At 46.5% G+C, this 18,295-nt stretch carries 10 protein-coding genes; 5 read left to right on the forward strand and 5 right to left on the reverse strand.

All coding sequences use genetic code 11. The annotated features are described in order from the left end of the window. Positions 1 to 117: 117 nt before the first annotated feature. Together ACSX1A_RS16280 and ACSX1A_RS16285 are read right to left on the reverse strand one after the other, a co-directional pair. Positions 118 to 933 (reverse strand): alpha/beta fold hydrolase, encoded by an 816-nt coding sequence (locus ACSX1A_RS16280; protein ID WP_439880701.1) that lies wholly within the window; start codon positions 931 to 933, stop codon positions 118 to 120. A gap of 105 nt (positions 934 to 1,038) precedes the next feature. Further along, positions 1,039 to 3,210 carry a sensor histidine kinase gene (locus tag ACSX1A_RS16285; protein ID WP_439880702.1) on the reverse strand — a complete coding sequence of 724 codons (2,172 nt, stop codon included), beginning with the start codon at positions 3,208 to 3,210 and terminating at the stop codon, positions 1,039 to 1,041. A 110-nt stretch (positions 3,211 to 3,320) separates the two neighbouring features. Here ACSX1A_RS16285 and ACSX1A_RS16290 point away from each other — a divergent pair, with 110 nt between their 5' ends. The 5 genes from ACSX1A_RS16290 (at position 3,321) to ACSX1A_RS16310 (ending at position 10,195) form a co-directional block, all read left to right on the forward strand. Then, positions 3,321 to 4,088: a LytR/AlgR family response regulator transcription factor gene (locus ACSX1A_RS16290; protein ID WP_439880703.1), complete on the forward strand. Its 768-nt coding sequence runs from the start codon at positions 3,321 to 3,323 to the stop codon at positions 4,086 to 4,088. A 199-nt stretch (positions 4,089 to 4,287) separates the two neighbouring features. Further along, positions 4,288 to 5,832, forward strand: coding sequence for a sodium:solute symporter family transporter (locus ACSX1A_RS16295; RefSeq protein ID WP_439880704.1), 1,545 nt, complete (start codon positions 4,288 to 4,290; stop codon positions 5,830 to 5,832). Then, entirely contained in the window at positions 5,822 to 6,820 is a 999-nt protein-coding gene (locus ACSX1A_RS16300) for an alpha/beta fold hydrolase (protein WP_439880705.1), read from the forward strand. The genes ACSX1A_RS16295 and ACSX1A_RS16300 overlap by 11 nt, the downstream gene beginning before the upstream one ends. A gap of 37 nt (positions 6,821 to 6,857) precedes the next feature. Beyond that, a complete protein-coding gene (locus tag ACSX1A_RS16305; RefSeq protein ID WP_439880706.1) occupies positions 6,858 to 9,350 on the forward strand; it encodes a TonB-dependent receptor in 2,493 nt (830 codons plus the stop codon). A 77-nt stretch (positions 9,351 to 9,427) separates the two neighbouring features. Continuing rightward, the gene (locus ACSX1A_RS16310) at positions 9,428 to 10,195 is read left to right on the forward strand and encodes a 3-hydroxybutyrate dehydrogenase (RefSeq protein WP_439880707.1); all 768 of its coding nucleotides are present in this window, start codon (positions 9,428 to 9,430) and stop codon (positions 10,193 to 10,195) included. 81 nt (positions 10,196 to 10,276) lie between these two features. Here ACSX1A_RS16310 and ACSX1A_RS16315 read toward each other — a convergent pair whose 3' ends face one another. The 3 genes from ACSX1A_RS16315 to ACSX1A_RS16325 are packed head-to-tail and all read right to left on the reverse strand — an operon-like array spanning position 10,277 to position 18,221. Beyond that, positions 10,277 to 12,265, reverse strand: coding sequence for an OmpA family protein (locus ACSX1A_RS16315; protein ID WP_439880708.1), 1,989 nt, complete (start codon positions 12,263 to 12,265; stop codon positions 10,277 to 10,279). An 11-nt stretch (positions 12,266 to 12,276) separates the two neighbouring features. Next, the gene (locus ACSX1A_RS16320; protein WP_439880709.1) at positions 12,277 to 13,239 is read right to left on the reverse strand and encodes a PorP/SprF family type IX secretion system membrane protein; all 963 of its coding nucleotides are present in this window, start codon (positions 13,237 to 13,239) and stop codon (positions 12,277 to 12,279) included. 5 nt (positions 13,240 to 13,244) lie between these two features. Continuing rightward, the gene (locus tag ACSX1A_RS16325; RefSeq protein ID WP_439880710.1) at positions 13,245 to 18,221 is read right to left on the reverse strand and encodes a gliding motility-associated C-terminal domain-containing protein; all 4,977 of its coding nucleotides are present in this window, start codon (positions 18,219 to 18,221) and stop codon (positions 13,245 to 13,247) included. Positions 18,222 to 18,295: the final 74 nt, after the last annotated feature.

Consider the following 18,295-nt stretch of genomic DNA (forward strand, 5'->3'; position numbering starts at 1 on the left):
GCATGGGCGGCTTGCCATTAGTTGGACCTTTAGCTAAGTCACACTAAGACCGTTACATCTTTTTTGGCGCAGCTTTGAAAACATATATCAAGCAACAGGAAGCCAAAAACCTTTCGGCTACACCACCTGCTTCACCTTCTCCGCGAAGTTATCCAGCAACTTTATCAAGGCCGGAATACATTCCAGGTTAAGCGTGTGTCCTACGCTCGGCACAATCTCCAGCTCCGCGTTTGGCAGGGCCTGGTGCATTGCTTTGCCCATTTCTACGGTGCAAAGAGGGTCTTCTTCGCCCTGCACCACCAGTACGGGCACCTGCACTTTACTGAGTTCTGTTAAATAATTGCCGCTCTCCTTGGTGGCCTGCGTCAGCTTCAGGATATTCTCTGTAGAGGGGCTTTGTGTGACTTTGCTGTTCTTCAGGTTCTCAATCGTGATGATCGGGTTAAGAAAATAGCTGCGGCCCAGTACAGTTGGCAGCATCACATCCAGCATCAGCGGGTAACCTCCATTTTTCAAAGCAGCCTCCCAGCTATAACCAATGGCCTCGAAATAAGCATCCTTGTACGGGAACGTAGACAGCAGAGCTCCTGCCTGTGCTAAGTCCGGGTAGTTTACCAGGAAGCGTTGCGCCACAGCCCCACCGTACGAGATACCCGCTACTAACGTCTCCGGCAGCTCCAGAGCTTGCAGTAGATCCGCCAGGTCAGCAGCATGTCCCTCGAAGCTGCGGTGCTCCGGTGCGGCATCAGACTGGCCCTGAAACAGCAAGTCTACAAGCACCAGTTTATACTTCTTGCCCAGCGCATGCACCAGCCCCGCCCACGCCGCCGTGGATTGCGACAGGCCATTCAGGAAAACAATAGCCTGAGCGGCTTCCGGGTTACCGTGTAACTCATAGTATAACTGTAGTTCGTCGGGTAGGGTATGCTTCATAGTCAAGATTTTTACTGTGGATAATTAACAAATCTAACGGAATATTAGAAAGTGTGAAATATTGATGCTTATATGGTAAAGGCGCTTTTGTGGTTATAAAATATTTCAGCAGGTTTCTTTTTCCAGTTTAGGCTCTTCTTGCCTGGGAGGCTTGAGTGAGGCCAAAGGTACCGTAAACAGGAAGCAAGCACCTTTTCCTGTTTCGCTTTTTGCCCGTATACTCCCTCCAAACCGCTCTACGAACTGGCGGCACAGAAGTAACCCTAATCCTGTCCCTTTTTCATTGGAGGTTCCTTTGGCTGTAATGGCCGGATGCTGTTCATGAAAAAGAGATTTAAAAACTTCTGCTGTCATACCTACACCGTTGTCTTCCACAGCTATTTCTGCAAAATGATTTCCTGTGGTCTTCGCACTTAATTTGATAATACCAGTCGGGTTCGAAAACTTAATAGCGTTGTGCAGCAGGTTCCGGATCACAAAGTCCAGCATGTTTGCGTCGGCAAAAACGACGAGTTGCTCCGGTACCTGTACCTGCCATTGTAACTGCTTTGTATCGGCAGTATCCTGCAACAAATAGATGTTCCGCTGCACAACATCCTGCAGCTTAAGGCTCTCCGGCTCAAAGCGTACAGAATGATCAGAAGCAGTTTGAGAGGCTGCCCACTGCAGCAGGTTCTCGAGCAGTGCCTGCAGGTTACGCACCGAGAGTTGGGTGTGGTTGGCGAGTTTCTGCATCTGTTCCGGTTTCATCCTATCCGAGAAGTTCAGCAGGATGTTCAGGAAAGAATCCAGGGTGGCCAGCGGCGTTCGGAGGTCATGCGAGATGATAGAAAAGAAACGGTCCTTCAGCTGGTTAAGGCGACGCAGTTTATACTCTGAAGCTTTTAGCTGCCTGACGGTTTTATTCAATTCCTCAGTTTTATGTCGCAAAGCTGATGTCCTGTTTGCCACTGTAATTTCCAGGTCCTTCTTCTGCTGCTCTATTAATCGTTTGCGCTCTGTTTCCTTTTCACGCTCCAGTCTTTCCTTTTCAAGCACTTCAGTAGCCAGTTCGTTGGTAACTGTGTTAAGCCTGTAAGCCAAACCAAGCGAGAAGAGCACTACCTGTGCCACCATCCCCACCTGTACTGAGTACACAGTAAGTATTGTACCGGGTAAAAGGTTGGTCTCCTTCAAAATAAAAAGCAGTGCTCCAATCACAAAAAACACGTTAGCGATCAGGAAGTATAAGGCCGGACGGTATCCCTGTATCAGCGAAGCCACCCCAACCAGCAACATAACCACCAGCACACCGCCCCCGATAATGCCGATCAAGTCGACACAGGGCTGCAGCAGATCCAAAGGGGTGAAGTACGACAGAAGGGCCATTGCCACGGGTAGCGCATACAGCATGGCCAGCAATAGGAGGAGCTTATCCCAGAGGGGGAGACTTTTTTTTGTACCCAGGTAGCTTCGGGTGAAAAGCAGCCTGAAAAGGCCGTTGAAGGTAACGATAAATGCAAAGCTATGGGCGTTCCAGTAAGGTGAGTTTGGCCAGAGAAACTCTAAGGCAAAGCCATGGTAGAACATAAAGTACAGGCCTGTGCCCAGAAGCGCTAACACATAGTATAAATAGCTACGGTCACGCACAGAGATAAACAGCACGAGGTTGTAGAGCGTCATCACCAGGATGATTCCAATAAAAATGCCCTGCACCAGTAAGCGATCGTTATTAGTTTTTACAACCTGCTTCGGTGTAAGCAGCTGCAAACTTAGCCGTTGCGGCTTATATAGGTTAAGATCGCCCTGCAAACGCAGGTAAAGTAGGGCATAGCTTTGTGGCATCATCCTCACCCGGACATACGGCTTGTTTTGGGGCACATCACGTTTCGATATGGGCAGGAGTTGCCCTGTTTGCTGCACCTTAAAAGTACTGTCAGCCTGTGAGGTGTACAACTGAAGTTTACTCCAGTCGCCGGCATAAAGGTAGCGTTCCTGTTCAAAGTGGCTGCTGTTATACAACGCCACCCGCACCCAGTGCACGGTTTTACCTGCCAGGAGCGTAGCAGTTGTATCGAGTCGCAAAAAAGGCTGGTGTTGCACCTCCTCTATCGAAAGCTTCCCGCTACGGTCATGGTATACCTGCAGCTGCTGAAGCAGCCGCTGCTCCTGTGGCTGCAGCACGGCCGTATCCGGATGCAGCTCTGCGGCCACAGCAGGCATGCAGAGCAACACCAGCAAAAGGCTTTTAAGATACCTTACAAATTTTAGCCGATACGGGAGGAGTGACAGAAGCATCTATCAATTTACAAAAAATCTACAAATTGCAATACTTTCAACTATCGTAGAAGTAGTTTTGCTGCGTTAGCTGTATTTTTCTATCTTGAAAGTGTTAACGAACAGCAAGTATGGCCAAAGTAAAACTTTTAATTGCCGAAGATGACGTTGTGATTGCTCAAAACCTGGCGCTATCGCTGGAGGAAATGGGCTACGAAGTATGTTCGGTGGTCAGTACTGGCGAAGAGCTCCTGCTGGAGGTGCATAAGTTTAAACCTGATCTGGCTATTCTCGATATCACACTTGAAGGAAAGCTCGATGGGATTGACACAGCTGCTATACTTTCCAGATCAAGTGAGATCCCTTTCATTTTCATGACTGCCCTGTCGGATAAGGATACCATTGACCGCGCAAAACTTACCAGCCCGCATGCTTACCTCGTCAAACCTTTTGATGTGCGTACGTTGCAGAGCAGCATAGAAGTGGCCATTCACAATGCCAGTTTACGGCAGCACCATACTTCGACGGCTGATGCTGAGTCAACAGCAGAAACCCCTTTAGCTGAGCAACCAGCTAACTACCTGCTACAAAATGCCCTTTTTGTGAAGGTGCGTAACCGGCTGGAGAAAATTTCTTTGGATAACATTGTATGGGCAGAGGCACAGGACATTTACTGCAACATCAAAACACCACAACATATTTACCTGGTTAGCCAAAGCCTGAAGAACCTGGAGCAGCGCCTGCCAGGCAAGGATTTTATGCGTGTGCACCGCTCGTACCTGGTGCGCCTCACGGCTATTGAGGCAATTGAGGACAACAATATCTTGATCGGGGGTAAAAGTATTCCAATCGGTAACACGCACAAAGATTCACTTCTGAAGCGTCTGCAGATAATTTAACGGTGCAAGAATCAGAATATCCTTTAATTTTTTTAAACCGCTAAATGTAAGTGCCTGCTCACCCACCCCTAAAACCACATCACCTGAGCCACTCCCGATTTCACCTTAAATTATGCTGAGTTGGCAAGTATACACTGCGAGCTATGTATAATATTTTATACTTTAACAGTACGAAATATTACTTATAACACTGCTCCTTATGAACAGCTTAGCCCCTTCTGAACTTGTAACGGCTGGTTGGATACTTGTTATCGCTTATGCTGCACTTATACTTTTCTTTGTGGTGCGGGGAGCCTTACGGATCCGCTCCATTTCAGACTACGCCTTAGGCAGCGTAGCTTTCTCTCCGGTTGCTGTGGGCCTGGCCCTGGCTGCTTCCATGACGAGTGCTGCCACTTTTATTATTAATCCGGGTTTTATAGCGCTTTATGGCGTAAGCGGGTTTATTTCTATGGCTATTGCCCTACCTGCTGCGGCACTTTTATCGTTGGTTGTACTCACAAAGGGTTTCAGGGCAATGGGCACAGCCGTAAAGGCACAAACCATGGCACAATGGATGGGAGCCGTCTATAAAAGCAAAGGCTACACGATGTTCTTCGCGTTCCTGTCGCTGCTACTCATCACATTTATTGTCCTGATTTGCGTGGGCCTGACCAAAGTGCTGGCCAGTGTACTTAACCTGAATGAACTGAACGTATGCGTAGGCATCGTGGTGTTCGTGTTTGGCTATATGATGTTTGGCGGCGCCAACTCTATGGTCTACACCAATATGATACAGGCCATCCTGATGGTGATAGTTGCCTTTATACTTTTAGGCTCCGGCTATGAGCATTTTAGTAACGGCGTACACGGCTTTCTGGATAAACTCGCTGCCATTGACCCATTACTGGTAGGATCTACAAACCCTAAAAGCTTTTTATTCCGGGATAATTTTGAGATCATTTTCTGCCAGCTAATCATTGGAGTTGCTATTGTTTGTCAGCCGCACATCATTACCAAGTCGCTACTGCTAAAGAATGAGAAAGATGTAAACCTGTACCTGTTAGTGGGTGTAGCTACAGAAGCCCTTTTCTTCCTGGTGGTTATCGCCGGCCTATATGCCCGCATTACATTTCCTGACTTAAGTATAAATGGTAAGGCAATTCCTGTTGATGGAATCATGTCGGCTTATGTGGTCAGCGAGTTTCCGGTATATGTGGGGCTGCTGGTGGTCATGGGTCTAATATCAGCTGGTCTGTCCACTTTAGAAGGCTTGATTCAGTCGCTCTCCATCACAATTACTTCTGATATACTAACACCTGTTTTCGGACCGAAAGTAGAGGCCCGTGGTGTGTTGGTTAACCGGCTTGTAATAGTTGCGTTGGCCATTGTGTCTATATTTCTCACCTTCGATCAGCTGCTCAACCCGAACCTAAGTGTTGGCATTTTTGCGCAAAATGGTGTTTACGCTTATTTTTCAGCAGCCTTTGTACCTGTGCTTTTTGGCATGTTCCTGAAGAGAGTACCACTGGTAGCGCCAATTGCCGCCTCTGTTACCTCGGTAGTTGTACATTTTTCGATCTACTACGGCGGTTTAACTTCTTACATGGATGCACCTGTACGCAACCCGGGCATAGCCGCTGCACTGGCCATACTTGCTTCAGTTATTGTGGGCCTCGCGCTATACTTCACTTTCCGCAAACCAGTGCCTGTAGAAGAAGTGATGCCTTCCAACACTTTGAAACAACCTGCATATGAGAACTAAGTATAAAGCCACTCTCCTGTTTTCGTTCATGTGCCTGCTTGGCCTGAATGCGCAGTGCCAGTCGCCTGCGGCACAATCCGCAAGCAGAGCTTCTGCTATTTCTGCAGACCCGGTATTTGAGAGCCTGAAGTATAAGTTTCCTGTAAAAAAAGTTGCTCTTTCTGATGGCCAGACAATAGCTTATATAGATGAGGGTAAAGGTTCTCAAACCATCATCTTTATTCATGGATTAGGCAGCTACCTGCCGGCGTGGGAAAAAAACATCACCGAACTCAAAAATAACTACAGAACCATTGCCCTGGACTTGCCGGGTTACGGAAAATCATCAAAAGAGAATGTACAGGTAAGTATGGCTGGTTATGCCAAAGCAGTGCTTGAACTGATGGACAAGCTCCAGATAAAGCAGGCGACGCTGGCGGGTCATTCCATGGGTGGTCAGGTGGCCATCACTGCTGCTTTGCAAGCTCCTGAACGGGTTAAGAAACTCATACTTGCTGCACCAGCCGGCCTGGAGACCTTTACAGATCAACAGAAGCAACTCTTTAAAATGACGGTTACACCGGAAAGTGTGCAGAAAACAACCCCAGAGCAAACAGCCGCTAATTATAAAGTCAACTTTTATAACATGCCTTCTGATGCCCAGCACATGGTAAATGACCGGCTAATGATGATGGAATCAGATCAGTTTGATGACTACAGCAAAGCGGTAGCAGGCAGCGTGGCAGCCATGGTGGATGAGCCGGTTTATGGAAAGCTCCCGCAGTTGCAAATGCCTACCCTCATTGTGTTCGGTGAAAACGACGCACTGATCCCTAATAAGTATTTTAACCCTTCGCTAACGCCTCAAGCGGTTGCGGAGGCCGGAGAGAAACTTATATCTAACAGCCGGGTGGTGATGCTTCCTGAGGCAGGGCATTTCCTGCAATACGAGCAACCAGCGGCCTTTAACAAGGCCGTCCGGGAATTTTTGAATACCAGTACAAAGTAAAACTATACTCATTATTCTATAACCTAACCTTAACAACATGAAAAAGATTTACCTTATCCTGCTTTCGCTGCTGTGCATCGCACAGGCGGCGTTTGCCCAAGGTGGAGCCATTAAAGGACGAGTGGTCGGAACCGGTACAGACGAAGCCCTGATAGGTGCCACTGTATTGGTGGAAGGCACATCCAAAGGCACAACCACCAACTCCAACGGTGAATTTCAGATTCCTAACTTATCTGCCGGCGATTATAAGCTGCGTGTAAGCTACATAGGCTATTCACACCCTACTATTCCGGTAACTGTTGCTGCTGGCAGCACCACAGATGTGGGCAAAATCAGTATGAAAGCATCTGTTATGATCGGTGAAGAAGTAGTAGTATCGGCCTCTCGCAGACCAGAAAAATTAACAGAAGCACCTGCTACGATCAGCCTGATCTCATCCCGGGATATTGAACTTTCGCCATCCTTTAATGTGGGCGACTTACTTGCCCGCCAGAAAGGGGTAGAGTTTATCAGGACGGGGGTTTTAGGCACAGGTATAAACGTTAGAGGTATGAACAGTGCCTTTAACCCTAAAAACCTGCAGATGAACGATGCCCGTTTGTCTACCCTTATTGCCACAGGCTTACCACTTGGCCCTTTATCAACTGTAGTTAAAGAAGATATTGAGCAAATTGAAGTTGTACTTGGGCCTGCCGCGGCCCTCTATGGACCGAACGCCCATAACGGCCTGGTAAACACTATCACAAAAGACCCGCGCCGCTCCGAAGGAACAACGCTTGCATTAAACGTAGGTAATCAGCAGGTATTTTCGACAAGGTTAAGACACGCTATGGTGCTAAGCCCGAAGTTTGCTTTTAAGGTTACTGGTGAGTATACCAAAGGACTTGACTTTGCGTATGATGACACCGTTTATTTTGGAGCTACGCAGAGAGCAGCAGAACTAGAGCTTGACAGGCATTTTAATACCTTACGCGGTGAAGCCGCCGTATATTATTCTTTAAATGACAAGTCTGACATCATCCTGTCATATGGCGGAAGCAATTCAAACAACATTGCACAAACAAACGCTGGCCGCAACCAGATAAAAGACTGGCAGGTGCACTACCTGCACGCGCGTTATGTTTCTCCACGGGTATTTGCGCAGGTTTACCACACTTGGAGTAACACCGATGAAACGTATGCTATAAACCAGCGCACTCAAAACTACTTAAGCTTTAAAAACGCAGGATTCAGCGAAGAAGAAGCCCGCAGAAGATCATACACCGAACAGTGGGCTGGCTCATCGCCAAGTGTAGGTATAGCCTTGCCTAGAGGTGCCGTTTTCAAAGATGATTCACGCCGTATCAACGGAGAGTTGCAGTACAATAACCGTTTGGCAGGATTCGATTACATTATCGGAACGCAGTACCAGCGCGACATTGCTAACAGCCAGAATACTTACCTGTTTGATCAGGCCGGCCCGATAGAGGTTGATCAGCTTGGCTTCTACGGTCAGATTGAAAGACAACTTGGTGGTGGCTTTAAGGCATTGGTAGCCGGACGTGCCGATAACCACGAGCTGTATGGCTTTAACTTTATACCTAAGGCAGCCCTGGTGTGGACTAAAAACGACCATTCCGTACGCCTGACATATGGTAAAGGTATCGCAGCCCCAACTATCCTTAACCTGGAAGGCTACTTGTTTGGTGGCCTGCTGATCGGTAACAGTGAGGGCTATACGTTGAGCGATGGCACTAAAATAGGCAAACTGGAAGTAGAATCTATCAACACCATTGAAACAGGCTACAAAGGAAAAGTATCTGACAAAGTGTTCCTGGATGTAAACGCTTACTACAACATGTCTAAGAACTTCCTGAGCCCTGCAATCAACATTGCCACACAAGGGCGCAAGGTTACGAAGCGTGGTGATACGCCAATGTCGCAGGTAATTCCGGGAACTCCGGAGGCCGGTGCTGCTTTCCTGCTCACGTATGTAAACTTCGGTGAAGTTGATACCTATGGTGCTGACTTTGGCCTGACCTACGCTCCTATTCCAGCCTTGAACTTTGTTGCCAACTATTCTTATTTCGGTTATAAGATCGATAAAAATAACCTTACGAATGATGGTAACAGAGACGGAAAAGTAAATCAGCTTGACTTATCTATCAATGCTCCGGCAAACCGCTTTAGCCTGGCAGCTAACTATAACCAAGGCAAATTCTTTGGTTCTATCTTCACGCGTTGGGTACAGGAGTTTGATTTCTTCTCAGGTATTAACGTAGCCGCTAGTGCCGACGAAGCACTGGGTTTAAAAGAAAATGCCCGTTTCGGAAGAACCTGGAACTATGGCCCGCTAGGTGGCTTTACAAATGTTGATGTTAGTGCAGGCTACCGTATAAACCAGTACCTGACAACGTCTGCCCAGGTAACTAACCTGTTTGACTCTAAAGTTAGAGAATTCGTTGCCTCTCCTTTTATAGGCAGATTGTATTCTGTAGAGTTGAAGGTTAATCTCCCTGCATTTAATAAAAAAGCAAGTGATGTAAAATAGGTTAGATAATAATTAGTTGTCAAAGCGCCCTCATGGGGCGCTTTGACTTTTTAGAGCAATATCAAAATCCCCATAATATGAAGAATGCACTTATAACCGGAGGCACCAGTGGTATCGGATTAGGAATAGCACGCCATTTTGCATCTAATGGCTATAACCTTTTAATAAACGGCCTTGAGAAGAATGGTGCTGACATAGCGCATGACCTGGCTGCAGCACATAACGTTCAGGTTATCTTCTCCGGTGCCAACCTGATGCACCCAGGCCAGATACGGGAGATGGTGAAACAGGCGGAGCAGGAATTAGGTCAGGTAGATGTGCTTGTAAATAACGCAGGCATACAACATGTAGCTCCTATTGATGAGTTTCCGGAAGAAAAATGGGATGCCATACTTTCCGTAAATCTTTCCTCGTCGTTCCACACATCCAAAGCCGTATGGGCAGGTATGAAAGAGAGGAATTTTGGCAGGATCATTAACATTGCATCTGCTCATGCCCTGCGTGCATCAGAGTTTAAAGCAGCTTACGTTGCAGCCAAGCATGGCATTGCCGGCCTTACTAAAGTCTTAGCGCTGGAGGGGGCACCTTATAATATTACCTGCAATGCTATTTGCCCTGGCTATGTAAGAACGCCTTTGGTGGAGGCACAGATCTCAGACCAAGCAAAGGCACACCAGATGTCAGAAGAAGAGGTTATTGAGAAAGTAATGCTGAAAAAGCAAGCTGTGAAACAATTCGTGGATGTAGATGCTATAGCCCAGATGGCACTGCTTTTAGCCTCTCCGGCATCTTCGCAACTAACTGGCACTATGATGCCGATTGATGGCGGCTGGTCAGCGCAGTAGGTTTTAAATAGATATAAAAGGAAGGGGGCTGCAGTTACGTAACTGCAGCCCCCTTCCTTTTATACTTGTAGATGGAACTACTTATTTTATGATCTTAAACTCTGTACGGCGATTTTGCTGATGCATCTCTTCAGAACATGACCTTCTCTTAGCGTCGTTGCACTCATTGATCAGTTGAGATTCGCCATAGCCTGTTGCCGTTAATCTGCTTTTGTCGATGCCTTTTGAGATCAGGTAATCAACCACAGAATTAGCTCTTCGCTCTGAAAGCAACCTGTTATACTTTCTATGGCCACGACTATCCGTATGAGATCCTATTTCGATCATTACATCCGGATTATCTTTCATGATCTTAATAAGCTTATTTAACTCTGCAGCTGCCTCTGGTCGGATTACTGCTTTGTCCAGGTCGTAGTAAACGTTATTCAAAACAACCGGTACGTTAACCCGCTTTCGCTCCAACACAAACTCTAACTGATAGGAATCTGACATTAGGCTTGAATCAGCTACAATGGTTAAGTTCTGAGAAAGGTAATCTTCTTTAGAACCGCGCAGCGTATAGGTTTTTCCGGGCTTAACTTCGAAGCTGAAATTGCCATCTTCATCTGTGTAAAGCTCTACGGGTTTAGTGCTACCGCTTTCTGTTAGTTGTAACAACACGCTATCAATTGGTGTAACTTGCTTTCTAACAGAGTCTGCTTTACCAGCCTTCGCTATTACCTGGCCTTTTAGCACAAGCGGCTGCTTTTTAACTTCCTTAAAGCTGTAAATATTATCAGAGCCACCTTGTGCTGCACGTGCCGAAGAGAACATACCCGCCTTACCTGCGGCGTCTATCAGCAAGCTGAAATCATCATTCGATGAATTGATAGGGGCTCTCATGTTTTCTACTTTGCTCCACGCATTATGCGAACCAACAGCTTTGAAAATATCCAGGCCTCCCATTCCTAAATGCCCGTTAGAGGAGAAGTATAAGTTGCCATCCTCTCCGATGGTCGGGAAACTTTCGCGGCCACTTGTATTGATCACGTTTCCGGCATTAACCGGTGCTCCCCATGAGCCATCGGCCTGTCGCTCTGAATAAAAGATATCCGTATCTCCCAAGCTACCCGGCATGTCAGATACAAAGTATAATACTTTACCATCAGGGGTAACAGCAGGATGACCTACAGAATATGCTTTCGAGTTATTATACTTGAAGGGTCTTACATTCTCCCACTTGCCATCTTTGCGGTCAGCAATGAATATACCATGGTGGTTGGTGTGTGTGCTGTTACCGTTGCTTTTACCTCTAAGCCAACTGGTAGGGTCAGCGATAAGCTTGCCAACATTGCGCTTATTTACCTGGGTACGCGTAAAGTACAGCGTCTGGTCAGTTTGTGAAAAAGCTGCAGGTCCGTTATGGTATGCTGTGTTGATGATCGGACTTAACGGAACAGGCGTTTGCCAGGTGCTGTCGTTGTTTGCCTTTGCATAATACAATTGCACATACGTGCTTGCTGTTGCATTTTGCTCTGAGTTTGCTGCACCTAGTCTTGTAGAAGCGAAGAATAAGCCATCCTTTTCCTTTACCGGGCTATAGTCGCCTGCTTTTGAGTTCAGGTCATTTACTATTTGCACCTTATAAGAGCGTGGGTTCTGTATCCAGGCTACTGCTGTATCAGTAGAAGCGGCCATTTGCATGGCAACTGCTGCCTGTTCAGGTGCTTTCTGCCTATATTCCAGAAACAGCTTTTTAGCTTTCTCATAATGTCCGTTCTGCTTGGCTGCCTGCGCATAATAATAAGTATTAATAGGAGCAGCGTTGGAATACGTCACCACCTTTGCATACCACTGCTCTGCTTCCTGGCTGTTATTTAGTAAGCGGTAGCTATCTGCAATACGCTGTACTACAGTTAAGCTGGCTTTCCCGTTCTTCAGAGCATTCTGGTAATCATTCAGCGCCAAGGCATATTCATAATTGTTGAAGTGCTGATTTGCCTGCTCCATGTCTTGGGCTAACAGGGCAACAGGTGCACCACATGACCCTGCCAACAATAACGTAATCAGTGTTAAGCGTAACTTTATCATCCGTTCCTATATTATAAATTCCTAGGATTTAATATCCGGCCATTCTCTGATTTAAAGAAAGTATAGCCGATAGAGATTTCATGCGTGTTGTAGCTCTTCATTGTTCCAAGGCTGATGTCATACGAGTAGCCAACCCGGAAGCGGGGGGTTGCATATACCTGAGCTAATATGGCAAAGGCATTACGCTTTTTCAGGTTATCTGTCTCCACATCAGTGAACAGGGGCGCCGAAGTACGGTAGGACCCTCCAAACCAAAAGCGTTCGTTGTATACCAAAAACGTGTTAAGGTCTATGTTCGTCGGGCTATCGAAATCTTCTTTCAGTAGCACACTTGGCTTCAGACGCAGATCACTACTTAGGTCGAAGGTATACCCTGTCGACAGGAAGTAGTGCCGGCGTGGCGTTGCGATAAACATATTGTCACTGTTAAAAGGTACCAGGCTGGCAGCTGTTAATCCGGCAAAGAACCTTTCTGAATGTATGAACGCTCCGATCTTGGCATCTGGCAATACCTTAGACTCACGCCCCTGTGGTATGGCTGAATCCGGGGTTTCGCTACCAGAGGTAAGCTTTGTTCCATCCAGTGTATACTGAACAGCTCCCAGTGAGAGGCCAAAGGAAAGCTTAGTTGTCGTGCTCAGGTCAATACCCACAGAAGCGCTACCGTAAACGCCGGTCTGGCTTTGTGCTCCTATCTCGTCATGCACTATGTAACCGGCCCATCCCATGTTTGACTTACCCGTTGGGCCGTCAACACTTAAGAATTGTGTGGTTGGAGCACCCTCCAACCCAGACCACTGGTTACGGTAGGTAGCATTGATATTGAGTATACCTTTGCTACCTGCGTAAGCAGGGTTAATTGCTAATTCATTGAATATGTACTGTGTGTACTGAGGTGCCTGCTGGGCAGTGGCGAAATTAGATATAGCCACGCCAAGCACCACCAAAACTATACTCCATTTGTTCGTCTTCATAACTATTATCTTACAATCGTCACGTAACCTTTAAATACTTTATCAGCACCATCGCACATTTTTACACGAAGCATGTAGAAGTATGTGCCTTCACTTAAATCGTTGCCGGTCCAGCCATTTTTGTACGACTTGGCTCTGTATACTTCGTTACCCCAACGGTTTACAATAGTCAGATCATTATCTGTGTAATTCTCCAGATTCTTAACTTTCCAGGTATCGTTGTTACCATCGTTGTTTGGCGAGAATACATTTGGCAGTTCAATTTCACTGTTTGCCAGATCTTTGTTTGCAACAATGCTAATTGGCTGGCTCGAACAATTGCCGTTGTCTGCCACTACTGATATCATTCCTGTACTAGTAGCGCCAGCACCTGCTGTAACATTTATCTTGTTTGTACCTGCGCCAGATGTGATTGTCCAACCAGTTGGCACTGTCCAGTTGAAAGTAATTCCTGCAACTGGTGCAACTTCGTAAACAAGACCCACACAAGGTGAGCTGCTGTCTACAATGGCACTTGGAGTAACCAGTACTTTAGCGTTTACAGCCAGTGCAGTGCTTGTACTGTTTCCGCAGCTGTTCTGCGCTACTACTGAAATGTTACCTGATGTACTACCTGCAACTACCTGAATCTGTGTTGTATTAGAAGGTGTACCTGGTACTAAAGACCATCCTTGCGGCAGTATCCAGGCATAAGAGGTTGCGCCTGCTGAAGCACCTACTGTGTAAGTTATGGTTTGACCCGCACACACGTTTGCAGTTCCGGTGATCGCACCAGGCGCTGCTGGCACTCCATTCGTTGGCTGTACCTGCAACTCTACTACATCGTTGGTTCCGCAGCTATTTGAGGCAATTACACTCACAGCCCCAGTTGTTGTTGATGGAGTTACTGTAACAGAGTTCTGTCCATTGCCTGCTGTTCTGGATTCAACTTTCCAGCCTGTTGGGAAGTCCCAGGCATAAGTTACGCCAGCTTCTTCTGTAATACTGTAGGTTGCCGCTTCACCGGCACATGGTGTAACAGGACCTGTTATCGTTACTACAACCGGAGCTTTATTAGGCTGAACAGCCAATGATTTGCTTACTGTTGCACCGCAATCGTTGCTTGCTGTAACGGTTATATTTCCACCATTTAAACCTGCATTTACTACGATAGCGGTTGTTCCAGAACCAGATACTACAAACCAGCCAGTTGGCACATTCCATTCGTAAACAGTAGCTCCCTCAACTAAAGGTATGCTGTAGTTCAGGTTTGTAGCGTTCTGGCAGAAGGTAGGTTCGGAAGCAGTGATAGCATCAGGAGCAACCAGGGTATTTGGCTGAGGCGCTACAGCTAATACACTCTCGTTGCTGATTCCGCAAGAGTTGATAGCTTTTACCGTAGCGTTACCTGTTGATTTACCAACAGTCACTTGTATACTTCTGCCATCAGTGCTACCCATCTTCATCCAATCGCTCGGGAAATTCCAATCATAAGAGTCAGCACCAGCAACTTCATCATCGATAAAGAATATTGCCGTTGAACCTTCACAAAGCAGGCTTGGGCCAGTAATTGCACCAGGCGTGGCTGGGGCAGCCGTTGAAACTGTAACAATCCTACCTACAGTGGTTATCCCACATTCATTGCTGGCAGTTATGCTTACAGGACCAGTTGTGGCACCAGCTCTCACTGATATCTTTATTATTCCTGGCTCATTAAGCTCTGTCATTTCTGTCCAGTCAGCTGGCACATTCCAGGTATAAGAAACGGCGTTAGCGGAAGCGTTTACACTGAAAGTAAGCACATCACCCACACAGGCTCTTGTTGTACCAGTAATGTTTGTGATACCAGTCGGAGCCTCTGCTGTAGGAGTTACTGTCAAAGTTTGCGGTGTACTTGACCCGCAGCTGTTATTGGCAGTTACACTAATTGTTCCCTGATCACTTCCTGCAATCACCTTGAACGTAGTGCCATTATTATCTTCCACTAACGTCCAGTCAGCTGGTTTAGACCAGGTATAGCTTAGCGCATCTGTCACATCAGTGATAGAGTAGGTGTACTCTTTGCCAACGCACGGAGTGGCCATTCCCGTAATAGCGCCTGGCACTGCAGGCACAGCACTGGAAACAGACACTGCCAGTTGTTTTTCAACACCATCACCACAAACGTTAACTGCCACTACGGATAGTGTACCGTTTGCTGTACCAGCTTTTACTGTTACACTGGTAGTACCCTGGCCAGTTTCTACAGACCATCCGTTAGTACCAACCCATCTGTATGATGTAGCATTGGCAACAGGCTCGATAGAGTAGGTAATGTTTTGTTCGTTGATACAGGCCGAAACCTTACCAGTTATCGTTGTCGGCTGATCTGGTACGGATGTCACAATTTTAACATCTGTACTTGCAGCAGGACCTGTACCACACTCGTTTGTCATGGTAACAGACACAGTATTTTGCGTCAGGTCTGTTGAGCTGGCAGTTACCGTAATGCTTGATGTGCCTTCACCGCTCTCATAAGTCCAGCCTGCCGGCAGTTGCCAGTTGTAAACCGAAACGCCAGCTACAGGAGTTACGCTGTAAACAAGGCCAGTTTTATTCTGGCAAACTTCAGCAGGTTTGGCAACAAATACAGGAGCTGCCGGCACCGCGTTTTGTGATGTAACGGCCAGTGTAGAGGCAGGTCCATCACCACATGCATTCATAGCTGTAACAGATATTGTTATATTATCTGCTCCGGCAGTTACAGTAATAGAGTTAGTTCCTTGACCAGATTCTGTTTTCCAATCTCCGGGTACTACCCAGTTGTAAGAGGTTGCTCCGCTTACAGGTGTAATAGAATAAGTTAGCGGTGTACTACCTGCACACACTAACTGCTCACCGGTTATAGCGCCTGGAGCAGCAGGAACACCTGAAGTTATCTCAATCGCAAGTGTTGCTTCAGTACCTTTTCCGCAACTGTTTAATGCCTTCACAGAGACCGTTCCATTGGTTGCTGTACCAGCGTTTACAGTTATACTTGTACCACCATTTGCTGATACAAGTTCCCAGTCAGTTGGTATTACCCACTCATAGCTTTTGGCACCGTCAACCGGATCAATAGAGTAGGTAAGCCCTTTGTCCTCGGCACATACATTTGTAGAACCTGTGATAGCACCTGGTACTGGCGGAACGTCAAGTGTTGGCGTTACGGTAAGCATTTTAGGCTGGCTTGTTTCGCAAGCGTTTCTTACCGCTACTGTTATATCTATCGGATCACTTCCAACTGTTGCAGTTATTTTATTCGTGTTCTTACCGGATAAAATCAACCAGTCTCCAGGCACGTCCCATATATACTCCAGTGCATTTGGCACAGCATCGATCTCGTAAGAAACTGTTTTTCCTACACAAGGATCTATATCACCACGTATAGCGCTTACAGTAGGTGCTTCGGTACTAACAGCTATGGTTGTAGCTGTTGGGTCACTGGCACCACAAGCGTTTATTGCAACCACTGTTATATCACCTCCTGCAGTACCTGCTTTTACTGTAATAGATGTACCAGTTGTTTCTGTTCCATCTGCAAAGCCCCATCCTGATCCTTCAGGTAATGTCCAGACATAAGCAGTGGCATTGGGTACAGCCGCTATGGAATAAGTTAACCCTTGCGTAAGCGCACACACGGGAGTTGGACCAGTGATAGCACCTGGTTGTGCTGGTCTATCAGCTGTTGAGGCAATGTTGATTGTTTTAGCCGGGCTGTCGCCGCAGATATTACTGGTTTGCACAGAGATCACAGCAGGAGTAGCAGGATCTGTTGTGGTTGTTGGAGTCACACTAATCTCCGTATCGCTTATCAGGGTATAGTTCCAGCCCGCAGGTACAGTCCAGGTGTATCTGGTTGCTCCGCTCACAGGCTCAATGCTATACGAATAGGTTTTGCCTACACATACTTCTGACTTACCTGTAATATCACCGGTAGATGGCAAAAGTACGCAGTAAGTGAAGTTTAATGTATTATTAGCAATGTTATCATCAATGTTAATACCTTCTACAAAGGCTTGTGCAATCCCAAGGCCAGCTTTAGTAAGCTTAACATGTATCGTAAGGGTTGCGGTTTGGCCGCTTGCCAAGTTACGGATGTTCCATTCTTTCTGCTGCACATTATAATTGGCACCCTGCACGCTTGATGAGCTGCTGAGGTAATCTCCTGTAAAGGTGATATTTCTCATGATAGCTCCGGTCTCATCCGCAGGACCATTGTTCGTAATACTATAAAAGATATCAACTTCTTCTCCGTTCAGGTAAGACGCTGTACCTGAAGTGCTAGGACTAACACTTATAGTAACGCTCAGGTCAGATAGAGTAGCAAGAACTGTCTGTCCTAATACTACGTTGCTTGTAAGTGAGATCACTCTACCATCCAGTCGGGTACCATCGTTTAAGGTGATTTTACCTTTTGTAATGAAAGTACCTGCCATCCTGGTATTCTTACCTATCGTGAGATCTCCATCAACAACCCAATATATTTTCTCAGAGTCTACATTTGACGAATACTCCAAAACAGTATTATCAGAAATTGTAAGATCACCGGGAACCTGGAAGATATAAACCGGAGCGGCCTGTCCTGCATCAGCCAAGGACACTTTGCCATTGAACACTGCACTCCCGTTTACTTTATACACTCCAGGATTGAAGTCTTTCTGCCATGATGTTACACCAATCGATGCTTGCCTCAAGGCATTATCAAAAGCCAGGCGTGCATCGTTCATGGCTTTACGGGAAGAAGCATTATTCACATCTGGCGCCAATGATGCACCGCTGCGGGAATACCCTCGCACCGAGCCATTTGCAACGCCAAGCTTTAGGCTCTCTGCTGAACTCTTTTTATTAATTATCTTCTTATCGGCTAGTGCATGATACTCTCGGGCAGCGCCAAGCGGAGGGGCTTTCTGTGCGAAAGCCAGGGTGGTAACAGTGCAAAAGTATACTATTAATAGTATAACTTTTCCAAATGGACTTCTCATCGGGTTTTGTAAAAGTTTGTTATATAGAATTTAATTTCAGATTAAAAAATAAAGAGGGTACAGCACTTTTTATT

Origin of the sequence: Pontibacter sp. MBLB2868 (genome assembly GCF_051904785.1) — a bacterium.
Classification (GTDB): domain Bacteria; phylum Bacteroidota; class Bacteroidia; order Cytophagales; family Hymenobacteraceae; genus Pontibacter.